We start from the raw sequence: 12,296 nt of genomic DNA on the forward strand, positions 1-12,296 counted from the left end.
TACGAAAGAGGCGCATATAGTATCGGAGTGCCTACTTGCTGGCAAGCTCCCCCAGCGCATTTTCTACGTTTTGCGCCAGCTGCCTACACAGGGTATCCACTTCCCCGGCACCCTCGCCCTCAACCATCACGCGAACCACGGGTTCAGTGCCGGACGGGCGCAGCAAAACACGGCCTCGCGTACCCAGCGTCGCTTCCACATCAGAGACGGCTTCCACCACAGAAGGCTGCTGCATGACATCGACCCGAACCGGCATGGCCACGTTGATCATCTGCTGCGGCATTTTGTGCATGCCCGCCTTCAGCTCGGCCAGGCTCTGGCCGGTATCGCAGATTGCCTTGAGGATCTGCAGCGCAGCGACCAGCCCGTCACCGGTCGTGGTCAGGTTTCCGCACACGATGTGCCCCGAGCTTTCACCGCCCAGCAGCCATTCATGCGCCTGCAGCTGCTCCAGCACATAGCGATCACCAACCTTGGCACGCACAAACGGCAGCCCCATTCGCTCCAGTGCCTGTTCCAGCCCCAGATTCGACATCAGGGTACCGACGACGCCCCCCTGCATGACACCCTGTGACTGCCAGGCGCCGGCGATGATGTAGAGAATCTCGTCACCATCAACGACCTCCCCGGCATGATCCACCAGTATCAGGCGGTCACCGTCGCCATCCAGCGCTATACCCAGATCCGCCTGTTCAGCCATCACGACTTTCTGCAGTCGCGCCGGCGCCGTTGCGCCGCAACCTTCGTTGATATTCACGCCATTAGGGGAGGAGCCGATTTCAATCACCTCGGCGCCCAGCTCTTCAAGCACTTTCGGCGCCACGTGATAGGTTGCGCCATTGGCACAGTCCAGCACCACTCGCAGCCCTTTCAGGCTAAGATTGTTGTTCAATGTGCCCTTGCAGAACTCGATATAACGCCCGGCAGCATCGTCCACTCGACGAGCCTTGCCAAGCTCGGCGGAAGGCACCGTTGTCATGGCCAGATCCATCTGTGCCTCAATGGCCTGCTCTACACTGTCCGGCAGCTTGGTTCCGTCACCGGAAAAGAACTTGATGCCATTATCGGAATACACGTTGTGAGACGCACTGATCACAATCCCGGCATTGGCTCTGAAGGTCCGCGTCAGGTAGGCAATCGCCGGGGTCGGCATCGGACCTGTCAGCAACACATCCACGCCTGCGGCTGACAGCCCGGCTTCCAGCGCTGACTCAAACATGTACCCGGAGATGCGGGTATCCTTACCGATCAAGATCATGCTGCGGCCTTCTCGCGCAAAGACGCAGCCGGCAGCCCAGCCCAGTTTCAACACGAAGTCCGGGGTAATGGGGAACTGCCCCACTTCGCCACGAATGCCATCGGTTCCAAAAAATTTCCTGCTCACTGTGTCTGCTCCATCTGCACCCCTTCCTCGAGTACCGCTTCCGTCATGCGAACCGCATCTACCGTTGCGGCCACGTCATGTACGCGAATCACTTTGGCCCCCTTGGTGGTGGCCAGCACTGCCGTTGCCAGACTGCCATACAGGCGCTCATCAACCGGACGGTTCAGTGCCAGTCCGATCATGGACTTGCGGGATGTTCCCACCAGCAGCGGCAGTTCGAGTATATGCAATTGCTCCAAACGATTCAGCAACTGCAGATTATGCTCCAGCGTCTTGCCGAACCCGAAACCGGGGTCCAGCAGAATGCGCTCGTCCGCGATCCCTGCGTTACGACAACGTTCAACCTGATGCTTCAGAAAGCCTGTGACCTCATCAACCACATCGCGGTATTCCGGGTTTTGCTGCATATCGGCCGGGCTCTGACCCTGCATGTGCATGGTGCAAATGGCCAGTTCCGTTGCAGCCGCCACCTCCAGTGTCCCGGGACGCGAAAATGCCCTGACATCATTCAACAGGTGCGCACCCGCATCGGCGGCCGCCTGCATCACTTCAGGCGCACTGGTATCCACCGAGATCACCACATCCAGCTCGCGTGCAACCGCTTCTACAACGGGGACAACACGCGCCAACTCCTCCTCCAGCGGGACCGGCGTGGCCCCCGGCCGGGTTGACTCACCCCCGATATCGATAATGCTCGCACCTTCTTTCACCAGCTGCTCAGCCTTTCTCAGCGCTTGCGCAACTGACAGGCTTCGGTCCTCATATACACTCCCCCCATCGGAGAAAGAATCCGGGGTTACGTTCAGGATGCCCATGACCTGTACACGTTTCAGGTCCAGCGAACGCTCTGCACACTTCAGTACTGCCATTATTTCTACCTCTTAACTGCCTGCACGCAGCCGAAAACACAAAAGCCGGCACACTGGCCGGCTTTCGAACAAGACGAGCGCCGCAATCAGCGGTCGCCGTCCGGCTTTTTCCACGGGTTGTCAGATGCCTGATCCTCGGCATCTTCACCGGAGCTCTCTCCGGCTTCATCACCTGCAGGTTCATCAACCTCGGGCATGTCATCATCGTCACGTGACTGCTGCTTCATCTCTTCAACATCACGCTCAGCCTGATCGGCACGCTCCTGGGCTTCAACCCAGCCATCCGGCGGGGTTACATCCTTGCGCGCCATGAGCTGGTCGAGCTGCTCGGCACCAATGGTTTCATACTTCATCAGTGCTTCAGCCATGGAATCCAGAATATCGCGATTGTCATGCAGGATCTGAGAAGCTCTCTGGTAGCACTCGTCTATGATCCGTTTCACTTCTGCATCGATGCGCTTCTGGGTTTCTTCCGACATGGGCTTGGCGCCCTGCCCCATGCCACGACCAAAGGGATCATCATCCTCTTCGCCATACAGCAGCGGCCCCAGATCATCACTCAGACCCCACTTGGTCACCATGTTACGTGCCAGTGTGGTGGCCTTCTGGATGTCGTTGGACGCACCGGTCGTGACACCCTCTTTACCCAGGGTCATCTCTTCGGCCAGACGTCCGCCGTACAGCGAACAGATCTGGGAGATAATCCACTGACGGCTGTGACTGTAACGGTCTTCCTCCGGCAGGAACATGGTCACACCCAGTGCACGACCACGCGGAATAATGGATACCTTGTAGACCGGATCATGCTCCGGCATCAGGCGACCGATAATCGCGTGGCCAGACTCGTGGTATGCCGTATTCAGACGTTCCTTGTAGGACATCACCATGGACTTGCGCTCGGCACCCATCATGATCTTGTCCTTGGCCTGCTCGAACTGCTCCATGCTGACAGTGCGACGGTTGTTACGGGCAGCAAAGAGTGCTGCCTCGTTGACCAGGTTGGCCAGGTCGGCACCCGAGAAGCCGGGCGTGCCGCGTGCAATCAATTCCGGCTTAACATCGTCGCCCAGAGGCACCTTGCGCATGTGCACTTTCAGGATCTGCTCACGGCCACGGATATCCGGCAGGCCTACATGCACCTGACGGTCAAAACGGCCCGGACGCAGCAGTGCCGGGTCCAGCACGTCAGGACGGTTGGTCGCGGCAATTACGATAATGCCTTCAGTACCTTCGAAACCGTCCATTTCCACCAGCAACTGGTTCAACGTCTGTTCACGCTCGTCGTTACCGCCGCCCATGCCAACGCCACGGTGGCGACCAACCGCATCGATCTCGTCAATGAAGATGATGCAGGGGGCATGCTTCTTGGCCTGATCAAACATGTCTCGCACACGGGAAGCACCGACACCCACGAACATCTCGACAAAGTCGGAACCCGAGATGCTGAAGAAAGGCACCCGTGCTTCACCGGCAATCGCCTTCGCCAGGAGAGTCTTACCTGTACCGGGAGAGCCTGCCATCAGCACACCACGCGGGATATGACCGCCAAGGCGCTGGAACTTGCCGGGATCACGCAGATAATCCACCAGCTCTTTCACTTCTTCCTTGGCTTCTTCAACACCTGCCACATCGTCAAACGTGGTCTTCACCTGGTCTTCGCTCATCATGCGCGCCTTGGACTTGCCGAAGGACATGGGGCCGCCCTTGCCGCCGCCACCGCCCTGCATCTGGCGCATGAAGAACATGAAAACAGCAATAATCACGAGGATCGGGAAGGAAGCCACCAGCAACTGTGTCCAGATACTCTGGCGCTCCGGCTGTTTGCCCTCGATCACGACGTTGTTCTCGAGCAAATCATCAATCAGCTTGGGGTCCTGCACAGCCGGGCGCACGGTTTCAAAGCGCTCACCGTTGCTGCGCTGACCAATAATGTCATAACCATCAATGGTCACTTTGGACACGCGGCCACTCTGCACCTCGGCCACGAAATCGGAGTAGCTCAGCTTGCTCCCTTCCTGTTCGGCACTGAAATTGTTGAAGACCGTGAGCAGCACCGCTGCGATCACCAGCCACAACACCAGATTTTTTGCCATATCGTTCAATGGACCACCCTCTGTTCACTCAATTCTGTCGGCCGTTGCTGATTGCCACTGTTACTGAATCAGCACCGCTTCGCAACCTTTTCTACTTATACGGCCCTGGGGGCATTTCCGAGCAAACCCGCTGCTCAACCCTGACCTTGTTTGATTGGCGCCATGGAAAAATGTTCCATCATGCCGCCAATCAGTATCTCTTATTGACCCACCTGCTACTCAGCTCATGCCGACTCAGGTAAAATGGTACTTTATTTGATCAACGGGGCACTGCCCCCACCAAGAGGCACCATATTCTAGTATGAGCTTGACGGCTGAGCAAAAGAAGCATCTTCGCACCCTGGGCCACAAACTGAACCCGATCGTCATGGTTGCGGGTAACGGTCTGTCCGAGAACATCCAGCTCGAGGTCGATCGCGCACTGGAAGATCACGAGTTGATCAAAGTGAAGTTTGCCGTTGGCGACCGCACCCTGAAGCGTCAGCTGATCCGTGAACTGTGCGACATTGTCGAAGCACAGCTGGTTCAGGAGATTGGCAACATCGCACTGCTGTATCGCAAGGCGCAGGAGCCCAACCCCAAACTCTCCAACCTGCTGCGCTGATACTCGCTCAACTGGCTGTATCGCTGCAGGCATAAAAAAACCGCTGGCATTGCCAGCGGTTTTTTTTGTGGCCGGACGGGTCAGATATGCGCCACCTCAGCCACTTCGTACTCAATCATGCCGGAAGGGGTCTGGACCGCAGCCACATCACCCTCTTCCTTGCCGACCAGAGCACGGGCAATCGGTGAATTGACCGAGATCTTGCCCTTTTTGATGTCTGCCTCATCGTCACCGACGATCTGGTAACGGACCTCTTCATCGGTTTCGACATTGATCAGATCAACGGTGCAGCCGAAGATCACCTTTCCGCTGTGCGGGATCTCCGTTACATCAATGACCTGAGCCTGAGACAGCTTGTACTCCAGCTCACGGATACGCCCTTCAATGAATCCCTGCTGCTCACGCGCAGCGTGGTATTCGGCATTTTCCTTAAGGTCGCCGTGCTCACGCGCTTCAGCGATGGCGGCGATGACCTCAGGCCGCTGTACGGACTTGAGGTCACTCAGCTCCTCACGCAGTGCCTTTTCGCCGGCAACCGTCATGGGTACACGCTTCATGATGTTTCTCCTGCATGCAGGTCCTGCAGACGTCGAACGGTTTTCTCTTCACCATACTTGAGTGCTTCTGCAGTTGCAGCCGCACCGGCCAGTGTAGTGGTATAAGGCACCTTGTGCTGCAGCGCAGAGCGACGAATTTCAGCAGAATCCGCAATCGCCTTGCGACCTTCGGTCGTATTGATTACGTAGCTGATTTCGTTGTTCTTGATCATGTCCACAATGTTCGGACGACCTTCAGCCACCTTGTTCACGCGGGTGACCTCCAGACCGGACTCGGCCAGCAGCGCAGCCGTACCTGAGGTCGCGACCAGCGCAAAGCCCAGCTCGGACAGATCCCTGGCAACGGACACAACCGCCTGCTTGTCCACGTCACGGACAGAGATGAACGCCTTGCCCTTGGCAGACGGCATCTTCTCACCGGCACCGATCTGCGCCTTCATGAACGCCTCGCCGAAGGTCGCGCCGGTACCCATCACTTCACCGGTAGACTTCATTTCCGGGCCAAGAATCGGGTCTACACCCGGGAACTTGTTGAACGGGAACACCGCTTCCTTCACATTGAAGTGGGTCGGCACGATCTCTTTGGTGAAGCCCAGTTCTTCCAGTGACTTGCCGGCCATGACACGGGCTGCAATCGCCGCCAGAGAGGTACCGATACACTTGGAGACGAACGGCACTGTACGCGACGCACGCGGGTTGACCTCGATGACGTAGATTTCGCCATCCTGATACGCCAGCTGTACGTTCATCAGACCGATGACACCCAACTCCAGTGCCATCTTGCGAACCATTTCGCGCATCTCGTCCTGCACATCCGCAGCCAGGCTGTAGGGCGGCAGCGAGCAGGCGGAGTCACCGGAGTGTACACCGGCCTGTTCGATGTGCTGCATGATGGCACCGATCACGACGGTCTTGCCGTCGCTGACCGCATCAATGTCGACTTCGACGGCCGCGTTCAGGAAGTGGTCCAGCAATACCGGTGCATCGTTGGACACCTGCACCGCGCTGTTCATGTAGCGGCGCAGCTCGTCTTCCTTGTACACGATTTCCATGGCACGGCCACCCAGTACGTAGGAGGGGCGTACCACCAGCGGATAACCGATTTCAGCGGCCTTGACGATCGCTTCTTCCAGGCTCCGAACGGTCGCGTTCTCAGGCTGCTTCAGCCCCAGACGCTTCAGCATCTGCAGGAACTGTTCACGGTCCTCGGCGCGGTCAATCGCTTCCGGGCTGGTACCGATGATCGGCACACCGGCCTGCTCCAGCGCCACGGCCAGTTTCAGCGGGGTCTGGCCACCGTACTGTACGATAACGCCCTTGGGCTTCTCGACATTCACGATCTCCAGCACATCTTCCAGCGTAATCGGCTCGAAGAACAGGCGGTCGGAGGTGTCGTAGTCGGTAGACACGGTTTCCGGGTTACAGTTGACCATGATGGTTTCGTAACCGTCTTCACGTGCTGCCAGTGCTGCATGTACACAGCAGTAGTCAAACTCGATGCCCTGACCGATACGGTTCGGACCACCGCCGATTACCATGATCTTCTCACGGTCGGACGGGTTGGCCTCGCACTCTTCCTCGTAGGAGGAGTACATGTACGCGGTGTCAGTAGCGAACTCGGCCGCACAGGTATCCACGCGCTTGAACACCGGACGTACACCCAGGTTCTGACGGTGTTTGCGGAACTGTTTCTCGCTTACACCCAGCAGCTGTGCCAGACGTGCATCAGAGAAGCCCTTGCGCTTGAGGCGGAAGATCTGATCCTTGTCCAGTTCACTCAGTGCGGTTTCAGACACGCGCTGCTCGTCCTTGATCAGATCTTCGATCTGCACCAGGAACCAGGGGTCCACGCCGCTGAGCTTGTAGATTTCATCAACACTCATGCCCAGACGGAAAGCATCGCCGATGTACCAGATGCGCTGGGCACCCGGCTGAGTCAGCTCACCCACGATCTCGTCACGGGCATCTTCTGCCGCCAGGTCAACGACCGGATCAAAGCCGACAGAGCCGACCTCCAGACCACGCAGGGCTTTCTGCAGAGACTCCTGCTGTGAACGGCCAATCGCCATCACTTCGCCCACGGACTTCATCTGAGTGGTCAGACGGTCGTTGGCCTGCGGGAATTTTTCAAAGGTGAAACGCGGAATCTTGGTGACAACGTAGTCGATGGACGGCTCGAAAGACGCCGGGGTACGGCCACCGGTGATGTCGTTTTGCAGCTCATCCAGGGTATAGCCCACTGCCAGCTTGGCGGCGATCTTGGCAATCGGGAAGCCGGTCGCCTTGGATGCCAGCGCAGACGAGCGGGACACGCGCGGGTTCATCTCGATCACCACGACACGGCCGGTCTTCGGATCCACACCGAACTGCACGTTGGAACCACCGGTTTCCACACCGATCTCACGCAGTACCGCGATCGATGCATTACGCATGATCTGGTACTCCTTGTCGGTCAGCGTCTGTGCCGGGGCGACCGTGATGGAGTCACCGGTGTGCACGCCCATGGCGTCAAAGTTTTCAATCGAGCAGACGATGATGCAGTTGTCGTTCTTGTCACGCACAACTTCCATCTCATACTCTTTCCAGCCGATCAGGGACTCGTCGATCAGCAGTTCGTTGGTCGGCGACAGGTCCAGACCACGCTCACAAATCTCGATGTACTCTTCACGGTTGTAAGCGATACCGCCACCGGAACCACCCATGGTGAAGGACGGACGGATAATCGCCGGGAAGCCGATGGAGTCAAGCACCTGCAGGGCTTCTTCCATGCTGTGTGCCATGGCCGAGCGCGGGCACTCGAGGCCGATGTTGCGCATCGCCTTGTCGAAGCGGTCACGGTCTTCGGCCTTGTCGATGGCGTCCTGAGTGGCACCGATCATCTCAACGCCGTACTGTTCCAGCACGCCTTCACGGTCCAGGTCCAGTGCGCAGTTCAGTGCAGTCTGGCCGCCCATGGTCGGCAGCAGCGCATCCGGGCGTTCCTTTTCGATAATCTTGGCAACGGTTTTCCAGTTGATCGGCTCGATATAGGTCGCATCTGCCATCACCGGGTCGGTCATGATGGTCGCCGGGTTGGAGTTGACCAGAATGACGCGGTACCCCTCTTCACGCAGGGCTTTACACGCCTGGGCACCGGAATAGTCAAATTCGCAGGCCTGTCCGATCACGATCGGGCCCGCACCAAGGATGAGAATACTGTTTATGTCCGTACGTTTTGGCATCTGTCTTAACCGGTCGTCTCTATTGCTATCACGGGTTCACAGTCAGGCTCAGGCCTGCTTGCGGGCTTTGATCTGTTCGATGAATCGGTCGAACAGCGGCGCCACATCGTGCGGACCCGGGCTGGCTTCAGGGTGACCCTGGAAGCTGAAGGCCGGGCAGTCAGTGCGTTCGATCCCCTGCAGGGAACCGTCGAACAGTGACTTGTGCGTCGCACGCAGGTTGGCCGGCAGAGACGTTTCATCCACTGCAAAGCCGTGGTTCTGGCTGGTGATCATCACATGGGTGCTGTCCAGATCCTGAACCGGATGGTTGGCCCCGTGATGGCCGAATTTCATCTTCACGGTACGGGCACCGGAGGCCAGTGCCAGCAGCTGGTGTCCCAGGCAGATACCGAAAACCGGCACCTGAGTGTCCAGAATTTCACGAATGGCGGTAATAGCGTAATCACAGGGCTCGGGGTCACCCGGTCCATTCGACAGGAACACACCATCCGGATTCATCGCCAGCACATCAGCAGCGGGAGTCTGTGCAGGCACAACGGTCAGGCGACAGCCACGCTCGACCAGCATACGCAGGATGTTGTGTTTGACACCAAAATCATAGGCGACCACGTGGTAAGGCAGTTCGGCATCAGCTTTATCCTGATGCCCTTCACCCAGTGCCCAGGTGCTGGAGCGCCATTCGTACTGTTCGCTCACGCTGGCTTCTTTTGCCAGGTCCATGCCTTTCAGGCCTGGGAACGCTCGGGCTGAGGCCAGCGCCTTCTCTTCATCAATCGCATCACCCGCCAGGATACAGCCGTTTTGCGCACCTTTCTCACGCAGAATACGGGTCAGGCGACGTGTATCGATATCGGCGATGCCCACGATGTTGTTGTCTTTCAGGTAGGCATCCAGCGTCTGCTCACTGCGGAAGTTGCTGGCCAGCAGGGGCAGGTCACGGATAACAAGACCGGCCGCCCAAGTGCGGTCCGATTCCTGGTCTTCCTGGTTCACACCGGTGTTGCCGATATGCGGATAGGTCAGGGTCACAATCTGGCGAGAATAGGAAGGATCTGTCAGGATCTCCTGGTATCCGGTCATGGAAGTGTTGAAAACCACTTCGCCGCTGGATTCACCATCAGCGCCAATTGCTACCCCCCTGAAAATACTGCCGTCTTCAAGGGCTAGAATGGCTGGTCGCGTCAATTGAAACCTCCCCGCGTATGCGCTGCTTCATCTGGACAATTTGGATAGTATACGTGCAAAAAAGCGAGGCAAAACATAATGCTTACCTCGCTTTTAAAAACTGGCTGTTTGTGTCCTGCACTTGCTGCAGGTAAACGGCCGTATTTTAGACCATCCCGCCTGCCGCGTCTATTGGCTTTGTTCTGCGTCAATGTCACGGCCACGTCACAAAAAGTTAATACACTGCCGCGCATCGTAAACCTCCAGTTGGGATCCTCATGCGCATTTCAACACTTGCACGTCTGTCATCCATGACTCTGCTTTTGATGCTCGGTGTATTGACCGCATCCATCATCATCTCACTCCTCCTGTTGAGTGAGGCCTTTTCCAACAGCACCCAGTACCAGGCTTATACCCTTGAGGTTAAGAACGGCATTGAGCAACCTGCCAATCAGTATCTGAATACCGGGAACGCCTCTTTGCTCAGCGAAATTGAGCAGGGCATCGACCAGGCGTTGCAGCAAAACAGCCAAAACCTCTGGCTGGCACCCGATGTCAGAAACCGTATCTCCGTCATACTGAATAGCCTCCAGCAGGACACACTCCCCCTCTTACGCAGTGCGGGTAAGTTGTCAGAACCCCAGTCACTGCTGATCAATAATGAACGCGAACTGGCCTACAGTCTGAAAAGCCTGTCGGATTATGCGCAAGGCTACCTGTCCAGTGAGCCCAACGGTGATGCATCAGGCCGCGCCCTGATCTTTTTGGAGAAGAGCGCTCAGTTGCTTGGCAGCCTGCATGATCTGACGCTGCTGAGACAAAGCTATTTCACACAGCCCGACCAGGATACTGCCGAGTCCATACAGCTTCTGTTGGAGCAGATGCAGTCGGTTCAGGAAGCCCTTGCCAGCACGCCTCTACTCGGCGTCTATGAAGTCGAAGAAGCCGACCCCATGGCCGAGTTGATGGGCTGGGATACGGAACAAAGCCGGACCGAAATTGGCGAAGAGCCGATCAACCAGATCAGCAGCCTGATTGGGCGTTATCCCAAGGAACTGGAGAACGCCCGCAAATTCAGCGACCTCAAACAGCAAGGTCACAGCGCAGCCGCCGATAATATGCAATCGCTGCAGGATGAACTCGCGAGTATTGAAACGCTGTTGAATGCATCCTACCGACAAACCCTGAACACGACCTACTGGATTCTGGGTGTGGGCGTCGCGTTGATCCTGCTCGCAGCCGGACTGATGAGCCTGTTGCTGATGCGCCTGGCACGCCTCATCGTTTTTGGCAGTGAACATATCGCCAAGCTGGCAGAAGGTGACCTTCACGAAACGATTGAGCTGAACAGCCGCTTCAGTGAAGCCAAACTGCTGCACCAGGCGCTTAACCGTCTGCAGAGCTACTTCAAGGAGTTGATCAACCGGATCAGCGAACAGACCGGTGCTCTCGGTTCACTGCAAACTCGAGCTGTCGAGAGTGCTGCCAACCTTGAAGATCGTGTCCGACAGCAGCAACAGCAGACACAGGCATCGGCACATCAGATGCAGCAGTTGACTACCTCTTTTGAAGAAGTAGCCAATAATGCGACCCGGACCAGTGACGTGACCTCTGCAGCCGGGCAACAAGCGGATCAGGGCCATGAACGCATCCTGAGTACCAGTGAGTATGCCACCCGATTGATGCAGGAAGCAGAACGTACGGAAGCCAGCATCCACACCCTTCGTCAGGACAGCCTGGCGATTGGTGAAGTACTGGGCGTAATTCACGGGTTTGCCGAACAGACCAACCTCCTTGCCCTCAATGCCGCTATCGAAGCCGCACGGGCGGGCGAAGCCGGACGCGGCTTTGCGGTTGTGGCCGATGAGGTACGCAACCTGGCCAGCAACACCTCCGAATCTGCGGGACAGATTCAGCAGCTGATCGACAAGTTGAACCTGGCCTCTGAGGATGCATCCAACTGCGTGAACAAGCAAAAATCACTGGTGCACTCGACTGTTGATGCCATCTCCGAAACCCGCACTTCAATGGAGCAGATTCGTGACGCGGTCAACGAGATCATGGAGATGAATGCCATGATCGCATCGGCCACCGAACAACAGTCTGCGACCACAACGGAACTCAAGAGCGCGATTGACTACAGTGCACGCCTGGCAGAAGAGTCTGCGGCAGAAGCTGACAACAACAAGCAGCTCGCGCTTGAAATGGACAACGTCAGCCAAACACTCGAAGAGATGGTTTCACGTTTCAGCCACAACCAACAAACGACCTGAAATCAGATAGATAGTTGACTTGTCGGCACTTTACTGACAGAATGCGCCGACTTGCCCAGATAGCTCAGTCGGTAGAGCAGGGGATTGAAAATCCCCGTGTCGGTGGTTCGATTCCGCCTCTGGGCACC

8 protein-coding genes and 1 tRNA gene are annotated in these 12,296 nt (G+C 57.1%); 3 read left to right on the top strand and 6 right to left on the bottom strand.

Annotated features, from left to right (window positions below):
* Nucleotides 1-31: 31 nt before the first annotated feature.
* From glmM to ftsH, 3 genes are all read right to left on the bottom strand, one after another.
* Nucleotides 32-1,384 carry a phosphoglucosamine mutase gene (gene glmM, locus H9C73_RS13645; protein WP_209288457.1) on the bottom strand — a complete coding sequence of 451 codons (1,353 nt, stop codon included), beginning with the start codon at nt 1,382-1,384 and terminating at the stop codon, nt 32-34.
* Nucleotides 1,381-2,253, bottom strand: a complete 873-nt coding sequence (folP, locus tag H9C73_RS13650; protein ID WP_209288458.1) for a dihydropteroate synthase — start codon at nt 2,251-2,253, stop codon at nt 1,381-1,383. Before folP ends, glmM begins: the two co-directional genes overlap by 4 nt.
* An 86-nt stretch (nt 2,254-2,339) precedes the next feature.
* A complete protein-coding gene (gene ftsH / locus H9C73_RS13655) occupies nt 2,340-4,346 on the bottom strand; it encodes an ATP-dependent zinc metalloprotease FtsH (RefSeq protein WP_209288464.1) in 2,007 nt (668 codons plus the stop codon).
* A gap of 301 nt (nt 4,347-4,647) precedes the next feature.
* Between ftsH and H9C73_RS13660 the strand changes: the two genes are divergently transcribed.
* Nucleotides 4,648-4,950: a YhbY family RNA-binding protein gene (locus tag H9C73_RS13660; RefSeq protein WP_209288459.1), complete on the top strand. Its 303-nt coding sequence runs from the start codon at nt 4,648-4,650 to the stop codon at nt 4,948-4,950.
* Between the two features lie 80 nt (nt 4,951-5,030).
* Here H9C73_RS13660 and greA read toward each other — a convergent pair whose 3' ends face one another.
* Genes greA through carA form a run of 3 tightly spaced genes read right to left on the bottom strand, consistent with a single transcriptional unit; the run spans nt 5,031 to nt 9,916 of the window.
* The gene (greA, locus tag H9C73_RS13665; RefSeq protein WP_209288460.1) at nt 5,031-5,507 is read right to left on the bottom strand and encodes a transcription elongation factor GreA; all 477 of its coding nucleotides are present in this window, start codon (nt 5,505-5,507) and stop codon (nt 5,031-5,033) included.
* Nucleotides 5,504-8,728, bottom strand: a complete 3,225-nt coding sequence (carB, locus tag H9C73_RS13670) for a carbamoyl-phosphate synthase large subunit (protein ID WP_209288461.1) — start codon at nt 8,726-8,728, stop codon at nt 5,504-5,506. Before carB ends, greA begins: the two co-directional genes overlap by 4 nt.
* 48 nt (nt 8,729-8,776) lie before the next feature.
* Complete coding sequence (carA, locus tag H9C73_RS13675; protein WP_209288462.1) at nt 8,777-9,916, bottom strand: glutamine-hydrolyzing carbamoyl-phosphate synthase small subunit; 1,140 nt, start codon at nt 9,914-9,916, stop codon at nt 8,777-8,779.
* A gap of 257 nt (nt 9,917-10,173) precedes the next feature.
* On the opposite strand from carA, the gene H9C73_RS13680 reads away from it, so the two are divergent.
* Together H9C73_RS13680 and H9C73_RS13685 are read left to right on the top strand one after the other, a co-directional pair.
* The gene (locus H9C73_RS13680) at nt 10,174-12,168 is read left to right on the top strand and encodes a methyl-accepting chemotaxis protein (RefSeq protein ID WP_209288463.1); all 1,995 of its coding nucleotides are present in this window, start codon (nt 10,174-10,176) and stop codon (nt 12,166-12,168) included.
* Nucleotides 12,169-12,221: 53 nt separating this feature from the next.
* Nucleotides 12,222-12,294: transfer RNA gene (locus H9C73_RS13685), tRNA-Phe, on the top strand.
* The last annotated feature ends 2 nt before the right edge of the window (nt 12,295-12,296 follow it).

The organism is Marinobacterium alkalitolerans (assembly GCF_017776525.1).
Taxonomy (GTDB): Bacteria; Pseudomonadota; Gammaproteobacteria; order Pseudomonadales; family Balneatricaceae; genus Marinobacterium; species Marinobacterium alkalitolerans.

Bases quoted from the DNA above. Each gene is read 5' to 3' on its own strand.
- H9C73_RS13660 (WP_209288459.1), top strand. From the start codon at position 4,648: ATGAGCTTGACGGCTGAGCAAAAGAAGCATCTTCGCACCCTGGGCCAC.
- ftsH (WP_209288464.1), bottom strand. From the start codon at position 4,346: ATGGCAAAAAATCTGGTGTTGTGGCTGGTGATCGCAGCGGTGCTGCTC.
- H9C73_RS13680 (WP_209288463.1), top strand. From the start codon at position 10,174: ATGCGCATTTCAACACTTGCACGTCTGTCATCCATGACTCTGCTTTTG.
- carB (WP_209288461.1), bottom strand. From the start codon at position 8,728: ATGCCAAAACGTACGGACATAAACAGTATTCTCATCCTTGGTGCGGGC.
- greA (WP_209288460.1), bottom strand. From the start codon at position 5,507: ATGAAGCGTGTACCCATGACGGTTGCCGGCGAAAAGGCACTGCGTGAG.
- folP (WP_209288458.1), bottom strand. From the start codon at position 2,253: ATGGCAGTACTGAAGTGTGCAGAGCGTTCGCTGGACCTGAAACGTGTA.